Source organism: Sediminicola luteus, assembly GCF_002514735.1.
Classification (GTDB): Bacteria; Bacteroidota; Bacteroidia; order Flavobacteriales; family Flavobacteriaceae; genus HQA918.
Genome location: NZ_NBWU01000001.1, coordinates 257660 through 277439, shown reverse-complemented (window position 1 = coordinate 277439; position 19780 = coordinate 257660). Strand labels below are relative to the sequence as shown.

Annotated in this window: 17 protein-coding genes; 2 read left to right on the top strand and 15 right to left on the bottom strand. The window is 44.9% G+C overall.

Going from position 1 to position 19780, the window contains the following annotated elements:
- Positions 1 to 119 precede the first annotated feature (119 nt).
- Entirely contained in the window at positions 120 to 1454 is a 1335-nt protein-coding gene (locus B7P33_RS08025; RefSeq protein WP_097441463.1) for a sodium/glutamate symporter, read from the top strand.
- 46 nt (positions 1455 to 1500) lie between these two features.
- On the opposite strand, the gene argH is transcribed toward B7P33_RS08025, so the two are convergent.
- The 10 genes from argH to B7P33_RS07975 form a co-directional block, all read right to left on the bottom strand.
- Positions 1501 to 2778 carry an argininosuccinate lyase gene (gene argH / locus B7P33_RS08020; protein WP_097441462.1) on the bottom strand — a complete coding sequence of 426 codons (1278 nt, stop codon included), beginning with the start codon at positions 2776 to 2778 and terminating at the stop codon, positions 1501 to 1503.
- Between the two features lie 217 nt (positions 2779 to 2995).
- Positions 2996 to 4066, bottom strand: coding sequence for a M20 family metallo-hydrolase (locus B7P33_RS08015; protein WP_097441461.1), 1071 nt, complete (start codon positions 4064 to 4066; stop codon positions 2996 to 2998).
- A complete protein-coding gene (gene argB, locus B7P33_RS08010) occupies positions 4063 to 4848 on the bottom strand; it encodes an acetylglutamate kinase (protein WP_097441460.1) in 786 nt (261 codons plus the stop codon). The genes B7P33_RS08015 and argB overlap by 4 nt, the downstream gene beginning before the upstream one ends.
- 5 nt (positions 4849 to 4853) lie before the next feature.
- Positions 4854 to 5807 carry an N-acetylornithine carbamoyltransferase gene (locus tag B7P33_RS08005; RefSeq protein WP_097441459.1) on the bottom strand — a complete coding sequence of 318 codons (954 nt, stop codon included), beginning with the start codon at positions 5805 to 5807 and terminating at the stop codon, positions 4854 to 4856.
- Positions 5808 to 5822: 15 nt separating this feature from the next.
- Positions 5823 to 6977 carry an aspartate aminotransferase family protein gene (locus B7P33_RS08000; RefSeq protein ID WP_097441458.1) on the bottom strand — a complete coding sequence of 385 codons (1155 nt, stop codon included), beginning with the start codon at positions 6975 to 6977 and terminating at the stop codon, positions 5823 to 5825.
- Positions 6978 to 7772 carry a pyrroline-5-carboxylate reductase gene (gene proC / locus B7P33_RS07995; protein ID WP_097441457.1) on the bottom strand — a complete coding sequence of 265 codons (795 nt, stop codon included), beginning with the start codon at positions 7770 to 7772 and terminating at the stop codon, positions 6978 to 6980.
- Between the two features lie 14 nt (positions 7773 to 7786).
- Positions 7787 to 8761: an N-acetyl-gamma-glutamyl-phosphate reductase gene (argC, locus tag B7P33_RS07990; protein ID WP_097441456.1), complete on the bottom strand. Its 975-nt coding sequence runs from the start codon at positions 8759 to 8761 to the stop codon at positions 7787 to 7789.
- Positions 8758 to 9942 (bottom strand): argininosuccinate synthase, encoded by a 1185-nt coding sequence (argG, locus tag B7P33_RS07985; protein ID WP_097441455.1) that lies wholly within the window; start codon positions 9940 to 9942, stop codon positions 8758 to 8760. The genes argC and argG overlap by 4 nt, the downstream gene beginning before the upstream one ends.
- Positions 9943 to 9945: 3 nt before the next feature.
- Positions 9946 to 10590 (bottom strand): GNAT family N-acetyltransferase, encoded by a 645-nt coding sequence (locus B7P33_RS07980; RefSeq protein WP_097441454.1) that lies wholly within the window; start codon positions 10588 to 10590, stop codon positions 9946 to 9948.
- 236 nt (positions 10591 to 10826) lie between these two features.
- Complete coding sequence (locus tag B7P33_RS07975; RefSeq protein WP_097441453.1) at positions 10827 to 12191, bottom strand: mannosyltransferase; 1365 nt, start codon at positions 12189 to 12191, stop codon at positions 10827 to 10829.
- Positions 12192 to 12398: 207 nt separating this feature from the next.
- Here B7P33_RS07975 and B7P33_RS07970 point away from each other — a divergent pair, with 207 nt between their 5' ends.
- Positions 12399 to 13697 carry a Fic family protein gene (locus B7P33_RS07970; RefSeq protein ID WP_097441452.1) on the top strand — a complete coding sequence of 433 codons (1299 nt, stop codon included), beginning with the start codon at positions 12399 to 12401 and terminating at the stop codon, positions 13695 to 13697.
- 139 nt (positions 13698 to 13836) lie between these two features.
- On the opposite strand, the gene B7P33_RS07965 is transcribed toward B7P33_RS07970, so the two are convergent.
- The 5 genes from B7P33_RS07965 to B7P33_RS07945 all read right to left on the bottom strand — a co-directional run bounded on the left by B7P33_RS07965 (position 13837) and on the right by B7P33_RS07945 (position 19512).
- Complete coding sequence (locus B7P33_RS07965; RefSeq protein ID WP_097441451.1) at positions 13837 to 15321, bottom strand: cellulose synthase family protein; 1485 nt, start codon at positions 15319 to 15321, stop codon at positions 13837 to 13839.
- Position 15322: 1 nt separating this feature from the next.
- On the bottom strand, positions 15323 to 16012 hold the full coding sequence (locus tag B7P33_RS07960; protein ID WP_097441450.1) for a glycosyltransferase family 2 protein: 690 nt from the start codon (positions 16010 to 16012) through the stop codon (positions 15323 to 15325).
- Entirely contained in the window at positions 16012 to 16491 is a 480-nt protein-coding gene (locus B7P33_RS07955) for a toxin-antitoxin system YwqK family antitoxin (RefSeq protein ID WP_245871719.1), read from the bottom strand. Before B7P33_RS07955 ends, B7P33_RS07960 begins: the two co-directional genes overlap by 1 nt.
- 10 nt (positions 16492 to 16501) lie before the next feature.
- Positions 16502 to 18082 (bottom strand): 4Fe-4S binding protein, encoded by a 1581-nt coding sequence (locus tag B7P33_RS07950; protein WP_097441449.1) that lies wholly within the window; start codon positions 18080 to 18082, stop codon positions 16502 to 16504.
- 83 nt (positions 18083 to 18165) lie between these two features.
- Positions 18166 to 19512: an NAD(P)/FAD-dependent oxidoreductase gene (locus tag B7P33_RS07945; protein ID WP_097442273.1), complete on the bottom strand. Its 1347-nt coding sequence runs from the start codon at positions 19510 to 19512 to the stop codon at positions 18166 to 18168.
- Between the last annotated feature and the right edge of the window lie 268 nt (positions 19513 to 19780).

The window sequence follows — 19780 nt, the reverse complement described above, 5'->3', positions numbered from 1 at the left end:
GTCTGGAAAACGAAACCTATCAGGTCTGGGAATCGAAACCTGTCAGGCTGGGAAACCGGCCCTATTTTTGGATATTAGAACTATTACTAGCTATCTTACTTGGGTATAATCGAAAATAGATGCAGTTTAGTTTTATCCAAGATTTGGGTTTGGCCGCCCTTCTTATCTTTTTGGCCTTTTTTATGCGCTTAAAGTTGGGTTTTCTCCAACGTTTGTTCATTCCGGTCAGTATCATTGCAGGGCTTTTGGCCTTGACCTTCGGCCCCAATGGCTTCGGGTATTTGGCCTTTTCCGAGCAAATAGGCACCTATCCGGGTATTATGATCGCTTTCCTTTTCGGCACCCTACCTTTTACCCATAAGGTTGATAAAAAAGAAGCGAAGGCCTTACAGCGTGACACCCTTCAGATGGGGGGTTCCACCATTTTTATTTTGGTGTTGCAATGGGGCTTGGGACTTTTGTTCGGACTCACCCTTTTACGTGGGTTGTATCCTGATATTAATTTTGGATTTGGTTCTATATTGGCCGCCGGGTTTTTTGGGGGTCATGGTACCGCAGCGGCCATTGGCGATACTTTGGCCACTAACCTCAATTGGGAAGATGCTAAAAGTTTGGCCATGACATCGGCCACGGTAGGCATACTTTCAGCTACCATAGGCGGAATCTTTATGGTGCAATGGGCGGTAAGGAAAGGAAAGACCGAATATTTAAAGGATTTTAACCAATTGCCCTCCAGTTTACGAACGGGGCTGATCCCGAATTCGGAACAAAGGCCCATGGGAAAAACCACTTTTTCCAATATCGCCATAGACCCCTTTGTTATGCACCTGATGTTGGCCTTGGCCGTGGGCATTGGGGGTATGTATCTTACCCAATGGACCAAACCCCTATTGGGAGGGTATAGTATTGCTGCCTTTTCTTTTGCCTTTATTTTGGGGCTATTGCTGAAATGGGTGTTAAACAAAACGAAGGGACTGCAATACATCGATACCCAGATTATGGGTCGGATCTGTGGCTCTTTTGCCGATCTAATCGTGATTTACGGAATCGCTTCCATAAAATTGAGTGTGGTTGTGGCCTATGCAGGGCCATTAGTTTTGTTGTTTGCCTTCGGACTTATTATGGCGGTGTTGGTTTTACGAAAAGCGGGCCCGGCCCTCTTCGTGAATGCGTGGTTCGAAAAGTCACTTTTCCTTTGGGGTATGTCGTTGGGGGTCACCGCCATTGGTATAGCTCTCTTACGTATGGTGGATCCAGAGGCCAAATCGGGTACCCTGCCCACTTTCGCCTTGGGTTATATAAGTGTGACGCCTTTTGAGGTCGGTTGTTTGGTTATCTTCCCCATTTTGGCCGGACTGGGTTACCATTGGTATTTTACCATAGGTTGTTTGGCCTTGGCCTTGCTTCTTTTTTTGGCCTTAAGGCGTTATCAAAAACGCCTACGTAAGACCTGACAGGTTTCCAAAACCTGTCAGGTCTGGAAAACGAAACCTGTCAGGTCTAAAGTTCTTCCATTTTTTTTTGAATGCCGTCTAGACTCAGGTTGCCCAAACTGCCCAAATGGGTATGTTCTATATCGCGTTTGGGGCTATAGTTTCCGGCTTCAATATCTTGTCCCATTTTTTTATAGGCATCCCGAAAGGGCATGCCCTGTTGTACCAATTCGTTCAGGGTATCTACACTAAAAAGGTAATCGTATTTAGGGTCATCCAATATGTTGGGGTTTACCTGTATTTGTGCCAAGCTGAAATGCATTAGTTCCAAACAGGCTTTTAGATCCGATATAGCCGGAATCAAGGCTTCTTTTACTAATTGTAGATCACGGTGGTACCCACTGGGTAGGTTATTGGTAATCAAGGTAAGTTCCATAGGTACGGCCTGGATCCGATTACATTTGGCACGGATAAGTTCAAATACATCGGGGTTCTTTTTATGTGGCATAATGCTGGAGCCCGTGGTCAGTTCGTTCGGGAAACCGATAAAATCGAAGTTTTGGCTCATGTATAGGCAAACATCCATGGCCATTTTAGAAAGGGTATGGCCTAAGGCACCAAGGCCCATGGCGGTGGCCTTTTCTACTTTGCCACGTCCCATTTGGGCGGCCACAACATTGTATTTTAAGTTGGCAAAGCCCATGTCACGGGTGGTCTTTTCACGGTCTATGGGGAAAGAGCTTCCATAACCGGCGGCACTGCCCAACGGATTTTGATCTGCGATTTTATAAGCCGCATCAACAAAATATAAATCGTCAATCAGGCTTTCGGCATAGGCCGAAAACCAAAGTCCAAAAGAAGAAGGCATGGCGATCTGTAAATGGGTATAGCCTGGAAGTAACACCTGCTTATGGGTTTCTGCCAATTGCAACAATAAATCGAAAAGTTCTTGGGTGCTTTTCTTGATTTGTGTCAGCTCTTCCTTAAGGTACAATTGCATGGCCACCAAAACCTGGTCGTTCCTAGATCGGGCCGTATGGATTTTTTTACCCAGGTCACCTAAATCTTCCGTCAACAAGTATTCGATTTTGGAGTGCATATCCTCAAAAGAATCCTCAATGGTAAAGGCTCCTTTTTCAATTTGCAACCCAATACGATCTAAGGCCTCGCACAAGGTTTGGGCCTCGGTCTCGGTCAAAATTCCGATACTGCCCAACATCTTGGCATGGGCTTTTGAGGCGATTACGTCGTATTTGGCCAAAAGTAAGTCCAGCTCACGGTCGTTGCCTACGGTAAAATGATCTATTTTTTGGTCGGTGCTAAAGCCCTTGTCCCAGAGTTTCATAGTTGATCTTTTTAAAATAAAATGGTATTGGCTTCAAACTACTTCCTTCTTGAATATTTATAATCCTCACAACCACTAGGTTGCTCCGGTTAAAAATCTTCTTCGGGCGTCGTACTTTTTTGCCAATAGCATTTTAGGTGATTCATTGTTTTTTTTAATTCCGTTTACCGGATTTAAGGTAGTTGGATATTCCCTCGTAGATTTGTTTGACCCAAATTCATTCTTCGATTAAAAAGCCCTCCAATATTTTGATGTATAGATCAATGCCTTCCTCGATCTCGTGTACATAGATGAATTCGTTGGCCGAATGGGATCGGGTACTGTCGCCTGGTCCTAATTTAACCGATTGGCAGCTCAGGGCGGCTTGATCGGAGAGGGTAGGGGATCCGTAGGTTTCCCGGCCCAAGGCTACCCCACTTTTTACCAAGGGGTGCTCTGGATCTATACGGCTTGAGTTCAATCGTAGTGAACGGGCCACCATTTCGCAAGGGGCCTCTTCGCTCATAAAGTCGGCGATTTCTTGGTTGCTATAACAATCGTTTACCCTTACATCGACAACGATCTTAACTTCGGCCGGAACCACATTGTGTTGCTTACCAGCGTTGATCTGGGTTACCGTGGGTTTTACTTCACCCAAACTTTCAGAGACCTTATCGAATTTCAACTGCTTAAACCATTCCAAGACCGCAATACTGTTATAAATGGCATTATCGGTATTGGGGTGTGCGGCATGTGAGGGGGTTCCGGTGATGGTGCCATCGAAAACTACCAGCCCTTTTTCAGCTATGGCCAATTGCATCAGGGTAGGTTCGCCCACTATGGCCACATCGATTTCGGGTAAATGGGCCAACATGCTGTTCAACCCATTGGGCCCCGAGCTTTCCTCTTCGGCCGAAGCCACGATTACGATATTGTGATTGAGATTGTCGTGTTCGTAAAAGTGGGCAAAGGTAGCTAAGAGCGAAACCAAACAGCCTCCGGCATCATTACTACCTAAACCGTATAGCTTACCATCTTCGATATGCGCATGGAAAGGGTCTTTGGTATAGGCCGCATTCGGTTTCACCGTATCGTGATGCGAGTTAAGTAAAAGGGTAGGCTTGGCTGGATCAAAATGCTTGTTAAAAGCATAAATATTATGCTGACGTCTTTCGAAAGCGATCCCTCTTTCCGATAACCAATCGCCAATACATTGGGCGGTAGGGTCTTCTTCCCCGGAAAAGGATTGGATCCCGATAAGCTGCATTAAAAGGGTTAGGGCGTCTTGGGCGCGTTGTTCTAAGGTCATGAGTGTAAGCTTAGTTTGGTGTATGGTTGTGCGGGATTTTGTAGGCTTCGTACATGCCCGATGGCTACCTCCGATACCCCGTGAGCCAGGGCATGGAAACTATTGTCCATTTTTGGGATCATACCGGCTGCGATTTTGCCTTGCATAACCAGTTTTTCATATTTTTTCGGGTTGATGTCGCGAATCACCGAATCGTCGTCTTCAATATCGTTGAGTACCCCGTTTTTCTCGAAACAGTAATAGAGTTTTACAGAATAGCCCTCACCAAGTGAAATGGCTACTTCCGAGGCAATGGTATCGGCATTGGTGTTCAATAGTTGCCCTTTGCCATCGTGGGTAAGGGCGCAAAAGACCGGAACGAATCCGCCCGCGATCAATGACCCGATACCACAGCAGTTCACTTCTTTGATATCGCCTGCAAAGCCATAGTCTATTTGTCCTTTGGGGCGCTTTACCGCTTGTATACTATTGCCGTCCGCGCCACTTAAGCCCAGCGCATTACAGCCCAAAGCCTGCAATTGGGCCACCACCTTCTTATTGGCCAATCCGGCATATACCATGGTTACTACCTCTAAGGTGTCGGCATCGGTAATACGCCTACCGTTTACCATTTTTGGGGGAATGCCCATGCGTTCCGATAGGGCCGAAGCCGTTTTGCCACCACCGTGCACCAACACCTTGGGGTTGGGCAATTGGGCAAAGGTTTCGAGAAAGGCTTGGCTTTTCTCCGGGTCTTCGAGTACGTTGCCGCCGATTTTAACGACGATTACCTCTTTTTTCATGATTGTTATTTGATTTTAGATTGATGTTCCAATAGTTTTTGTAGTACCAATTGGGCGGCAAAGGTGCGATTATTGGCTTGTGCAATGACCAAGCTCTGATCACCATCCAATACGGCATCGGTGGCTACTACATTTCTTCGAATCGGTAGGCAATGCATAAATTGGGCCTTACCTAATTTTTCTGGGGTGATGGTCCAGTGGTCATGGTTATTTAAAACTTGTCCGTAGCTTTCGTAACTGCTCCAGTTTTTTACATAGACGAAGTCGGCATCGGTCAAGGCTTTTTCCTGATCGGTCTCTATAACACAATCGGCCGTTAGGTTCGGGTTTAGGGCATAGCCTTCCGGATGGGTGATTACAAAGTCCATTTCGGTTTGTGCCTTCATCATTTCTACAAAAGAATTGGCCACCGCATGGGGAAGGGCCCTAGGGTGTGGGGCCCACGATAAGACAACCTTGGGTTTCTTTGCCTTTCGGTGTTCTTCAAGCGTTATGGCATCGGCCAAGGCTTGAAGGGGGTGGGCCGTAGCACTTTCCATATTAACGATGGGAATGCTGGCATATTTTTTAAATCCGTTCAGTACTTTTTCCGCGGTATCGGCGTCACGGTCTTGCAATTGAGCAAAAGAACGTACGGCCATAATATCGCAATACTGTGACACCACTTGGGCGGCCTCTTTGATGTGTTCGGCACAGCCTTGATCCATTACCGCGCCATCTTCATATTCCAATTGCCAACCATCAGTGCCAAAATTCATCACCATAACCTCCATGCCCAAATTTTTGGCTGCTTTTTGCGTGCTTAAACGGGTGCGCAACGAATTGTTGAAAAAGAAAAGTCCCAAGGTTTTTCCTTGCCCCAAATGCTGTTGGGCCCTTGGGTCTTTTTTAAGTTGGATGGCTTCATCTACCCAAGTGGGCAAATGGTCTATATCGGATATGTTAAGGTAATGCTTCATGGATTTGTAGTACTGTTATTGTTCAATACCCGTGGCGGGTGTCGCGGCCAAGGCTTTGGCAAGTGCGACGAAAAAAGTATCGACCTGCGCCTTGGTAATGGTTAATGGCGGTAAAATGCGTAACAGGTTTTTGTTTTTGGCGCTTCCGGTAAAAATGCGTTGCTCAAAAATCAGGGCCTTACGCAATGGGGCCACCTCAAAATCGAATTCGAGTCCGAGCATGAGTCCACGTCCTTTAATGTTTTTAATGGCGGGAATTTCTTGGGCCTTTTCTACGAAATAGGATGATATCTTCTGTGTATGGGCTAGTAATTTTTCGTTTTCCAAGACTTCTAGAACGGCTAAACCGGCAGCACAGGCCAGATGGTTTCCCCCAAATGTAGTTCCTAACAATCCGAAGGAAGCTTTGATATCCGGATGGATTAGAATACCCCCAATAGGGAATCCGTTGCCCATGCCTTTGGCCATGGGTATAATATGTGGGGTAATCCCATGTTTTTGAAAGGCGAAAAAATCCCCGGTACGACCATAGCCCGATTGAACCTCGTCTGCGATCAAAAGGGTGTCATATTTTTCACAGAGCCTGGCGGCCTCCTGTAAAAATTCGGTGCTAGGTTCATCAAGTCCGCCAATACCTTGAATACATTCAAAGATCAGCGCACAGTTCTTTTCCGTTTTTAGAAGTGCTTCCAAGGAGACCAAATCGCCAAACTCAATAAAATGGACCTTCTGTTGTTGGTTCAATGGCGCATTAATAGCGGGGTTGTCGGTAGCGGCTACGGCGGCAGAGGTACGCCCATGAAAACCATTTTTAAAGGCGATTACCTCACTTCTTCCGGTATGGAACGAGGCCAGTTTTAAAGCATTTTCATTGGCTTCTGCCCCCGAGTTGCACAAAAACAAATGGTAATCGGCACAACCGGACAGCTTACCTAATTTATCGGCCAATTGTTGTTGTAACGGGTTTTGAACGGCATTGCTGTAAAATCCCATTTGTTGCAATTGATCGCCCAATCGCTTTACATAATGCGGATGGCTATGTCCAATGGAGATTACGGCATGGCCACCATAAAGATCCAGATAAGTTTTACTGGTATCATCGATTACCTCTAGCCCTTGGGCCTTTACAGGTGTAATGTCATACAGGGGATACACATTAAAAAGTTCCATCTACATCTGCTTTATTTGGTTTATTTTTTCAAAGGAGGCCACAATTCCCCGTATCAGGGAAGAACTCAGGCCTTGGTGTTCCATTTCGTTCAATCCTTCTATGGTACAGCCCCTAGGGGTGGTTACCTTGTCTATTTCGGCTTCCGGATGGCTATGGGAATCGATCAATAGTCCGGCCGCGCCATTACAAGTATGTACGGCCAGTTCTTGGGCTTCTTTGGCATCGAAACCCAATTGTATGGCCCCTTGCGTAGTGGCCCTGACCAAACGCATCCAAAAGGCGATTCCGCTGGCACAGATCACCGTGGCGGCCTGCATTAATTCTTCAGATATGGCCATAGTGTGCCCCATACGATCAAAAATGGCCTGGGCCAGATCCATACGTTTCTGTCCCGGTGCATTGGCACAGATACAGGTCATGGATTTACCTACTGAAATGGCCGTATTGGGCATGGCCCTTAAAATGTAGTTATGGGCACCAACGATGGCTTCCATATTTTGAATCGGAAAACCGGCGGCGGTAGAGATCAATACATGTTTTTCGGTCAGACTACCCTTGATGTCTTCCAAGATTTTGGCCAAATGACCGGGCTGTACCGCAAAAATGATAATGTCTGATTCTTGGACTGCCTGTATATTATCGGAGGTCAGTTTTACGTTGCCGTACTTTTCGAAAGGAGCCAGTTCACTGGTATCTCTTTTCGTAAGGTATAGCGTAGTGGCCCCGTTGGAGTGCAAAATACCTTTGGCGATCGATTTACCTAGGTTTCCGGTTCCTATGATGGCTATTTTCATGATGGGGTTCGTTTTTAGAATGCGATTGATTTAAGTTGGAGTCCTGTTTCCTCGGCCAAACCGAGCATAAGGTTCATATTTTGTACGGCTTGCCCTGAGGCTCCTTTTAATAAATTATCTATACAAGAGGTTACCAAGAGCACGTCTTCATGTTTATGCAAATGGAGGTGGCATTGGTTGGTGTTCACCACTTGTTTTAACCCAATCGGTTGGCCGGATACTTGAGTAAAGGCGGCATCTTCATAAAAGGCTTGGTATAGCTGTTGGGCTTCTTCCAAAGTGCCTTCGAACGGGGTATAGGCCGTGGCGAAAATGCCCCGTGAAAAGTTACCGCGTTGGGGTAGAAAAAGCACCGAAGCCGGACTGCCCTGTAACCCCTCCAACGATTGGCCGATCTCGCCCAAATGCTGATGGTTAAACGGCTTGTACCAAGACACGTTTTGGTTTCGCCAGCTAAAATGGGTGGTGGCCGATGGTTTTACCCCAGCACCCGTACTGCCCGTAACCGCATTTACGTGAACCGTCTGTTTTAAACTTTTACTTTGGGCCAAGGGTAATAGTGCCAATTGAATGGCCGTGGCAAAACAACCCGGATTGGCCAAAGCCTTGGCATTTTGGATGGCCTCTTTTTGCAGTTCGGGCAAACCATATACGAATTCCCGGCCTTGAAAATTACGATCGGCCGTTAACCTAAAATCGTTGCTGAGGTCTATGATGCGGGTATGATCAGCAAAGCTATGTTTTTCCAAAAAAGCCTTGGAATTACCATGCCCTAGGCATAGAAAGATCACATCGAGCTCGGCATCGAGGCTATCGCTAAAATGTAGGTCGGTCTGACCCAATAGATCGGGATGTGCATTGGTAACGGGTTGCCCACCTTTGGTGGTACTGTATAAATTGGTGATAACGACTTCGGGGTGTTGCAATAACAAACGTACCAATTCCCCTCCGGTATAGCCCGAGGCCCCAACTATGGCTGCTTTGATCATGAGTTATTGTTTACGTGGTTATAAATAGTGCCGGCATTGCTCAATATTTTGATGAACCCTTTGGCTTCTTGGGCCGACCAACCTTTGTTTTCTTCTCCATAACTACCGAAAGAGGCATTCATAAGATCGTGTTCGGAAGCGATGCCCTCCAATTCAAATCGGTAGGGGTGCAAGGCAATGTGTACGGTACCTTCGACGGTTTTCTGGGTGTCGTCCAAAAAGGCTTCCAAGTTCCGCATTACGGGGTCTAGGTATTGGCCTTCGTGTAATAACATCCCATAAAAATTACCTTGTTGTTCTTTTTGGTATTGTTGCCATTTACTCAGCGTATGTTTCTCCAACAAATGGTGGGCCTTGATAATGATCATAGGGGCAGCGGCTTCAAAACCGACCCTACCTTTGATGCCTATTATGGTGTCGCCTACATGAATATCCCTACCTATGGCATATTTAGAAGCGAGTTTTTGTAGTTTTTGGATTATGGCCACCGGACTGTCGGTTTCGCCGTTCAAGGAAACCGGTTCGCCATTTTTAAACCCCAATTCAATTTTCGTGGGAGCCGTCTCCATCAGCTGGCTGGGGTAGGCCGATTCGGGAAGGGGCTGGTGGGAGGTGAGTGTTTCTGCACCGCCCACCGAGGTTCCCCAAAGGCCTTGGTTAATGGAGTATTTAGCTTTTTCCCATGAATAGGAAACGCCTTTAGATTGCAGGTATTCGATTTCTGCTTCCCTGCTTAGGCCTTGATCCCGGATCGGGGTAATGATCCCGATTTGGGGCGCCAGGGTTTGAAAAATCATATCGAAACGGACTTGATCATTGCCTGCCCCGGTGCTACCGTGGGCGATGTAAAGAGCGCCAATTCTCTGGGCAAAAGATATGATTTCAACGGCCTGGACGATCCGCTCGGCGCTAACCGAAAGCGGGTAGGTATTGTTTTTGAGTACATTGCCATAAATAAGGTATTTTACCACCTTGTGGTAAAAGGTCTGTACAGCGTCGATGTTGTGGTAAGAGGCCGCACCAAGGGCTAGGGCCTTTTCTTCCATTTGTTGGGTTTCCTGCGGGTCAAAGCCCCCGGTGTTCACACTTACGGCATGTACTTCATAGCCCTCTTCGGTGAGGTGTTTAATACAGTAAGATGTGTCCAATCCGCCGCTGTAGGCCAATACTAATTTTTTCATGTTTTATTTCTTTAAGGCCTTTTCGCCTTTATTCTTCTTTAGTTTTTTAAGGAATCGCGATTCTTTTATGTTTTTCAGTCGCTTCCAGACTTTTTCATTGAATTGATCCCTTTTCCTCGGTTTTTCTTGGGTAGGGTCAAACAGCATTCCGGTACAGAGGCACATTTTTCTATCGGTACGGGTAAGCACATCGAAGTTTTTACAAGTGCTACAGCCTTTCCAGAAAGCATCGTCGTCGGTCAGTTCCGAGAAGGTAACCGGTTTATAGCCTAGTTCGTAATTGATCTTCATTACGGCCAATCCGGTGGTGATCCCAAATATTTTGGCATCAGGGAATTTGTTTCGCGAATGTTCGAATATGGCTTCCTTTATCTTTTTGGCTAGGCCTTGTTTTCGGTAATCGGGGTGTACGATCAGGCCCGAATTGGCTACGAATCGGTTGTGTTGCCATACTTCTATATAGCAGAAACCGGCAAATTTACCTTGGTCCAAGGCCAGTATGGCGTTACCGTTGGCCATTTTGGTCCGAATGTATTCCGGGGTTCTTTTGGCGATTCCGGTACCGCGCACTTTGGCCGAATCGGCTATGGTGTCGCAAACATCATCCGCATAGCGGAAATGGGATTCATTGGCAATAACAAGTTCCATAGTATTGCTTTGAAGGAAAAAGTCTTGATTTTGAAATTTTTTCTAAACGTTCCGTGAAGGAGGGGAAATGGACACACCTATTTCCAAAGATGAATGAGTACCCTTACGGGCGACGGCGGAAAATGCGGAACGGGCGAACCGGGGAAGTATTCCCTAGGTGATCGTTGCTATGTAGAAATTTGCCTTTCATCTGTGACCAAAGGTAGGAATAAAATGAAAACTGCAAAGAAGTTATCTTATTTTTTGAAGATATGTGCAGCTTTCGATTGTTTTCGAGTCAATTCGTAAAATATAAACCCAAAAACTGCTAAGTATTCAAGAACGATAAAAAGTGGCCGTTCGGTAACACTTTCACCCATATAGGCCGTATAGCTTAAAATAACCGTTAAGGACCAAAGAATAGGGTAACGGAAGCGAGATAGCGGAAAAAGCACAAGAAGGAAAATGGGGTACCAAGGGTGTACCGTGGTAGAGATAAAGTAGTATAACGTTAAGATCCACAACATGGAAGTAGCAACTTGGGGTAGGGTCTTGTTTTTAGGAATAAAAGTAAAGGCTAGGGCCATGGCCAAGGTAAGCCAAGGGGTAATGGAACCTACGGTTTTAATCAGTTCGTAATTTTTAATATCGGTAAAATGGGTCAGGCTCCATTTCAGAAAGTTGTACAGACTGGCATTGAACTCAAAGTTGGAGAACCACAACCCTACCGTACTTTGGTAATTAATGACAAAAGCTTCCGAAAAAAAGGGGGCTACACCAAGGAGTACCAAGACTAGGGTCAGTGTATAGAATGCTGCACTTTTTTTAAAACCCAAAAATTTAAAAAGAACGGGTAGTAATAACAAGGGAACCAATTTTACCAAAATAGACGCTGCATAAGGTAGTGCCGCCCAAGCCCATTTGCCTTGGGCCAACAGATAAAGGGTCCAAACGAAAAAGAACAGCATAACCCCTTCAAAATGGAGGTTGCCACTCAGTTCAACGAGGACCAGCGGGTTTAAAAAATACCAAAAGGCCCATTTGGGATCCAAGTTAAAATGACCCAAAAGTTTTCGGCCGAAGTGTAAGATGCCCAGATCGGCCAATAGCATGATCAGGTGTAACACGATGACCGCACCTAATAGTTGCCCTCCAGAAAAAAAGGTGGCCAGGGCAAAAAATACCTGGTTTAAAGGTGGGTAGTTCGAATAATGCCGGGCACTTAGACTTCCCATGCCCTCGAATAAAGTTTGGGCATTGGCTATGGTCGTGTCGCCCAGGGCCATAATGTCGTTCGGGGTCTGTAGATAAGGGTTCTGACCCGACAGGAGTAGTTCCCCGTCCCAGATAAAGCGATAAAAATCTTGCGAAAGGTTGGGCAAGGCCAAAAGGGGCACCAAACGAAACATTATGCCGGCCACCCAAAGGAATTTGGGATTCCAAGATTCGAGTTGGATCAATTTATATGCCAAGTAAAATAAGGCAACATATAGGGAAATCAGTTTAATAAAATCGGCCCGGGCCAGATCGTAAAAGAAACTCCAATACAGCACCATACTACCCAACACCATGAGTATAGGGAATTTATGTAAGCGGTAATAGGTGTTTAGGGCGGTGGGCATATGTCGAATTTCGTCGTCGAAAAAAAGAGGACATTACATCGGTCTAACAATTTACATCCAAAGTTGGAATTATTGAGTAAAGAAACTTAAGTTAACTTGTAAAAGGATAGTAATAATTAACTTCAGTTGTTAGATTAAACAATAAAAATAGCGAGATTATCGAATAATCTCGCTATTTTTACGTTTGTTATTTAGCTACAAAACTGGATGATAGAGAAAGCACCATCATATCAAGAGGAGGATGATACGATTTCGATTATGGTCGATATTCAGTTGGATGGTGTTCTTAAAACCATTCAGGACGAATATCTGTATTGGGATAAGGTGAAATACAGAGAGGCTAAATACCCTCCGAATAAATTGTGGAATGCCGTAAAATTCCATCGGAGGATAAATGCCAACCGAATATTGTTTGGTCGGCATTCCTTTTCATTTGTGGTAACGGATTATATGCTCCGGGCCTTGCATCGATTTGATATGCATATAGGAGGTACATTGGGTAGCAATATTGGGATTCCGGAAACAGAGAAAAACAAGTTTATCATTAGTTCCCTTATGGAAGAGTCTATTTCGAGTAGCCAAATGGAAGGGGCGAATACCACGAGGAAAAAGGCCAAAGAAATGATTCGCTTGGAGAATAAGCCCAAAACCAAATCAGAAATGATGATCATGAACAATTTTGTTACCATGAAACATATTGTTCAGCACAAATCTGAAGATCTAACACCTGCTAACATCTTGTATATACACCAATTAATAACAAATGACACACTTGATATAAAGCAGGATGAAGGCCGGTTTAGGGTTAGTGACAATGTGCATGTGGTAGATCATGTCAAGGGGGAAATAGTACACACACCACCTGGGCATAAAGAAATAATGGGATTGATAGAGGCTTTATGTGAATTCTTTAATTCAGATTCGGATACTTTCATACACCCGATTATTAAAGGCTGTATTATTCATTTTATGGTAGGGTGGATTCATCCTTTTGTCGACGGAAATGGTAGGACGGCCAGAGCCTTATATTATTGGTTTATGTTGAAGAAGGGCTATTGGTTGACTGAATACCTTTCAATTTCCCGAATTATCCAAGACACAAAGAATCAATACGAAAAATCTTATTTGTATACTGAAACGGATGAGAATGATTTAGGTTACTTTATTACCTATCACATCAAAACCATGGAGAAAGCCTACGAAGCTTTGATACGGTATATTGATCGAAAGCGAAAAGAGGTGTATCGGGCGGCGAAATATCTAAAAATACCTGGGATAAACGAACGCATGGCGCAGATTTTAAAACTGTTACATGAGGACCCGGATAGAATCCTAACGAATAAGGGTGTCAGTTCTAGGTTCAATGTTTCCGATTTTACTGCTCGAACCGATTTAAAGATGCTGGTTGAACTGGGCTTTTTAGACGTTATCCAGGTAAATAAAAAGAAACGGAATTTTGTCAAATCCGATTCCTTTGAAAGGGAACTACAACGTTACAATCTCTAAACGTAATTGGGCTGTCTACTTGCCACTCCTTCTAATATTATATAAACCAATAATAGATAAGCGGAAACCCATATCTCAACGTATTCGTGAATATGTAGGAATACCCTTCGATATTCCAATTTTGACCAATGACCAAAACCTACGCCTTCGCCGTCAAGGATTTAAAGAAGACAAAACCGAAACCTAGGAACAACATCAAATGGAAGGGGAAGAGTCCGTAATCTTCCAAGGGTACCGCAGAGTACATCCCGAAAAGGAAATACAACATTAGGGCAAACTCCCAAAAGGCATTGGGCGATATCTTTTTGTTGATGTATTTGTTCCCTTTCCAGCTATCGGTTAGTCCGTTGATATTGAACTTGGGCGTACGCACGAATTCAGAGCGCTTGCCCATATGGCCTTCCAAAACGGCCCGGGTATTGTGCAAAGAAAAGCCCAAGGCGACCGAGAAGAAGGTAAAGAACAGTTTTATATAATCGACGAACTTATCGAAGCCACTGCCCTGAATACTCTTATAGGTAAACCAATAGCAAACGAACAAAATAATGGTACTTATAATAAAGAAACTGGTCACCTGAAACACCCAGCCCAAATGGCCATAGGCGTTTTTGATGTACAACATGGGTATACTCAAAAAGGCCACGATAAATACACAAAGGAACATAGAACTGTTCAATAAATGCATTACCCCGTGGAACTTGGTCTTGAAAGGAATATGTTTGGCGCCGAGAACACTTAAAACCGACTTTCTAAAATTCTCGGCCCCACCTTTGTTCCAGCGGAATTGTTGTGAACGGGCCGCGGAGATGACCACGGGCAATTCGGCCGGGGTCTCAACGTCTTCCAGATATTTGAACTTCCAATTCTTCAATTGCGCTCGGTAGCTTAAATCGAGATCTTCGGTCAGGGTGTCGCCTTCCCAGTTACCGGCATCCAAGATGCATTCTTTACGCCAAATTCCGGCCGTACCGTTAAAATTGATAAAGTGTCCTTTGGAGTTTCGGCCCACCTGTTCCAAGGTAAAGTGGGCATCGAGGGCAAAAGCTTGAATACGCGTCAGGGTAGAATAATCTCGGTTAATATGCCCCCATCGGGTCTGTACTACACCGATTTCGGAGTCTTTAAAATAGATGACCGTCTTTTTTAACCAATCGCTATCCGGAAGGAAATCGGCATCGAAAATGGCGATAAAATCCCCTTTGGCAATGGCGAGGCCTTCTTTAAGGGCCCCGGCCTTAAAACCTTCGCGGTTTTCGCGACGTATATGTTGTATATCGAGCCCGGTCTCTTGCAGCTGGGCAATCATAGCCGCGGTATCCTTCACGGAATCGTCGGTGGAGTCGTCCAAGACCTGTATTTCGAGTTTACTTTTAGGGTATTCGATCTTGGCGATATTCTCCAAGAGCCGCTCCATAACATACTCTTCGTTATAGACGGGTAACTGAATGGTCACATACGGAATCTCCGTGGGATCCATCAGGTTGAATTTGGGTGCCTCTTCGTTCCTACGTTTGTAACCAAGATAATTTACAAGTAGGTTGAGTTGGGAGAGGCTGTAGAGAAAAATCAGGATTAAAGCCGTCGAGTAGATAGCTATAACGATGTAGGAAATAGTCAGGCCCATGCTAGGTAAAACTGTATTTAAATATCCAACCAAGGATTTTTACACCGGCAAATATAGTTCCTTTTACGGTACCGGACACCTTGGAAACTCCAATTCTTTTTTTGTAACGCACTGGTACTTCGGCACATGTTAGCCTTTGTTTAAGGGCTTTGAGCTGCATTTCTACGGTCCAACCATAGGTTTTGTCCTCCATGTTCAAATCCAAGAGTTTTTGGTATTTGATGGCCCTGAACGGACCTAGATCGGTAAACTTGGCACGGAACATGATCCGCATCAAGGTAGTGGCTAGCCAATTGCCGAATACCTGTTGTGGGGTCATTGATCCGCCTTCCCGTAACTGCTTTACCCGCGCCCCAATGACCAAATCGATATCTTTTTCGAGTATGGGCGCTAGCACTTGGTGCATATCTTCTGGATAATCGGAATAGTCCCCGTCGATAAATACGATAATATCGGGGCTTTTGGATTGTTGGGCAATGTAATCCATGCCACACAAACAGGCGTTGCCGTAGCCCATACGGTTCTCAGTGAGTACGGTAGCCCCGGCATTTTGCGCATTTTTTACCGTATCGTCGGTAGAATTATTGTTCACCACGATAACCTCCGAAACCAAATCGGGAATCTCTTGGATCACATGGGCTATGGAGTCAGCCTCGTTAAAGGCCGGGATGATTACTTTTATGTTTTTCATTAATTCAGATCAGAAAGGCTATTTTCCTTGGTAAAGGCGTTAAAATCGGTCCACTCTTTTATCTTGATTCCCTTTTTAAATTTGGAGGCGGCTATCAAACGTTGGTCTTTATATTTTAGGCAGTAACCGTTTTTTTGGTTGTTTTTCAACTGGCATTTATGCACCAGCTGCCCTTGTTCGTTATAATAGATCCACCAATCTATTTGGATGCCTGCTTTGTAATGTCCCTCTTTTAGCTTTTGTTCGTTTTCCTGGTAAAAATACCAATATTTTACCCGGGTGTCATTATCATAGTTTCCTTGTGATGCCAAAGCCCCATTGGGGTGGTAATGCCGCCAATACCCTTGTTTAGAACTACCTTTCATCCAGCCCTCGGCCATAAGGCGACCCAAGGTATCGGTTTGTTTTACATAGGTTTTCTTTGGAGGGCTAGCTAACATCCAAAACAACAAGGGAACCAAGTAAAAAAGGGATTTCAATCGAAAATGATTATTTGCGGTTTACCAATTCCATAAGGTCTACATCGTTACCCAACAATACCTCTTTAGGGTTGATGCGGCCTTCCAAAGGTCCGTTTTCCAATTTTAATACCCCGCGCGGACAAACGGCCGAGCAAATACCACAGCCCACACAACTTGAGCGCACGATATTGGCCCCTTTTTGGGCATAGGCCCTAACATCGATACCCTGCTCGCAATAGGTAGAACAATTTCCACAAGAAATACATTGTCCGCCATTGGTGGTAATTCTAAATCGCGATTTAAAGCGTTGTACAAAACCTAGATAGGCGGCCAAGGGGCAACCGAACCTACACCAGACCCGATTTCCGAAAATGGGATAAAAACCTGTACCGATAACCCCGGCGAAAACGGCCCCGATCAAAAAGCTGTATACGTTCTGTACCGTCTGTGTCTTTATGCCCAATACCGTACTGGTTTCGGCAAAGAAACTATACAAGGTCATGAGGGTCATACCTACGGCAAAGACCAAAACACTATGTATCAACCAACGTTCTACCCGCCAAGAAAGCAAGGTTTTACTGGAATGCTGACGGTAGGGGTCGCCCAAGGTCTCGGCCAAGCCACCGCAGCCACAGACCCATGAGCAATACCAGCGTTTCCCAAAGAAATAGACCATGACCGGCACCACTACCAGCGTAAGTACAATACCCCATACCAAGATAAAAATACCGATACCTCCACTATTGATCAGCGATTTAAGGTTCCATTGGAAAAAGAAATCGTAATCCAGCGGAAAGGCATTCTTAAAATCGTAATACGGCATTTGCAAACGCACCATGATCTCGGGGATCAAAAAGGCGAACACGATCTGGAAGAACAGTACCGAAGTGGTGCGGATAAGTTGGTATTTGTTATGGCGGTATTTGATATACATGCGAATACCCATGACCACCATGACCACACAATACATAAAACCATATACGAACCAGTGTCCGGCCGGGTTACCGCTAAGGGCCTCACTGATAGGGTCAACCAAATACGTCCAGTTTACGGCATACTCGGCACGGAAATACAGTACCAGATAAAAGGCAACCAACCAGAAGAACACGATCCAGGCGATCCATCCGCGATTGGTGGCGTTCTCTAGATAAATACCATTGTTCTTTATGCCTTTGGGGCCTAATAAAACAACATTCGGTACAATGAATAGCAATGAACCGATGATGCCCAGCCCAAAGGTGAGCCACCACATAAGGCCTTTGTTTTCGGCAATAAAACCCGTACCCGATTTCTTGCCGATCAAGGCGGCCATATCGTGGGGTTTGGTGTAAATGATCTTTTTGTATTCTTTGTTTTTTCTATGGGTGGCATTGGCCGTTGCTAGGGCCGAGGTAATTTTAGGGCCAAAGGCCAACATACCGTTAAACGATTGGTCTACGACCTGGTTCTGTAGTGTTTCTATGAACAATTCGCTTTTAATGTTCTTTTCGATCACCACCTGGTCAAAAGTCTGTTGATCCAGTTTGAAATCACCAATAAAGATGAGGGCGGTAAAAAGACCTAAGCCCACGAGGAACAGGAATAATCCGATGCGTTGTATATTTTTCATCTACAATATGATTTTGACTCGATGATTCAATTAAGTATTATGCGATTGGTTTCAATCAGTTTTTCCTAATGCGGGTTATGGGCTTAGGAATGACTAAAAATCCGTTTCCAGCTTTTCTTTTTAGGGCGAATGCTTGTCCCCATCTCTTGATTATAGGCGGCAAGGATTTCACTTTCGTAAGTGGTATAGAACTCCGGGTCAAAATTGGCATCCTTCAGGTACTCCATCACATGGTGTACATCCCTTTCTTCGGTAAGCCAATGGTCGAAAATTTCGTGCCGCATCCGGATGCCGAACGTATTCATTCCCAAAAATCGTTTGGTCGCGGCGTGGTAAGCCACGGTAATACAAATGTTTTCCTTGGGGTGTCGCCAATGAAAATGTTTTTCATATTCAGGCCTTCCTTTTTCGCCGAACACCCAACCGTAGGTCTGGTATTCGATATCTAAAAACTTGGCCGAATTGAACCAATGCCCAGGTTTGTATTCGATGCGGTTCCCGCAAATGGTCTGGGCTACGGTTTCGCCCATCATACGACCCGTATACCAAACGGCCTCAATGGGGCGTCGGTTCCCGATGGGTTCATGCTGCTCGGCACAATCACCAATGGCATACACATCGGGCACATTGGTCTCCAAAAAGCGATTTACCTTAATACCCCTTCCTAGGTCTATATCCGATGCCTTCAAAAAATCGATATTGGGCGATACCCCTGCCGTAAGCCCCACTACATTACACTCGATACGTTCGCCTTTAGCGGTTGTCACCGCACAGGCTTTTCCTTGGGCATCGGCATGGATTTCTACCAGATTGGTACCCAAGCGCAAATCGATATGATGCTCCTTTATATGTTCGTTGATTAAGGCCGATTCACCTGCAGGTAAAACCCCGTTCCAGAAACTGCTTTCCCGAACCAAAAAGGTAACTGGAATCTTACGTGACACCAGCATTTCGGCCAATTCGATTCCGATCAAGCCACCTCCGACGATTACGGCCCGTTTACAAACTGTGTTGTTAGGGGCGTTTTGCTCCAGCATATCCAGGTCTTGTTTCGAATACAATCCCTGAACACCTGGTAAATCTTGTCCGGGCCAACCGAATTTATTGGGTTTGGAGCCCGAGGCTATGATTAGTTTGTCATATCCCAATTGCGACCCATCGGCAAAAATCAATTGCTTTTCGCCGGTATTCACCTCAGAAACGAAGCCCTGCTTTAGATCGATACGGTTCTTTTTCCAAAAGAAGTCTTCATAAGGCTTGGTGTGTTCGTATTTCATATGCCCCATATAAATATACATAAGGGCCGTTCGCGAAAAGAAATGGGCGGTCTCTGCCGAGATCAAAGTGATTTTCTTGTCAGAGAGTTTCCGGATATGCCGCGCCGCCGTTACGCCCGAGATACCATTGCCAATGATTGCGATATGCTCCATAGGATTGTTTGAAGGTGTTAGACCATTTTCTTTTGATTGGATTTCAAAATAGAACTGGTGTGTTGAACCCAAAAAGTCAAAATGAGTTCATTGTAAAGGTCGAACTATGGTATGAAAACTTAATGTTGTGTATTTTATTTAGAAACTTTACAAATAACAAGGTCAATTAATCCGAATGTATTAATAGGTGTAGGCTAAATCAATGAAATGGAAGTTTATCGAAAAATTGTAGGGATTTTGTTTTTCCTGCGACCTAGCCCTTAACTAA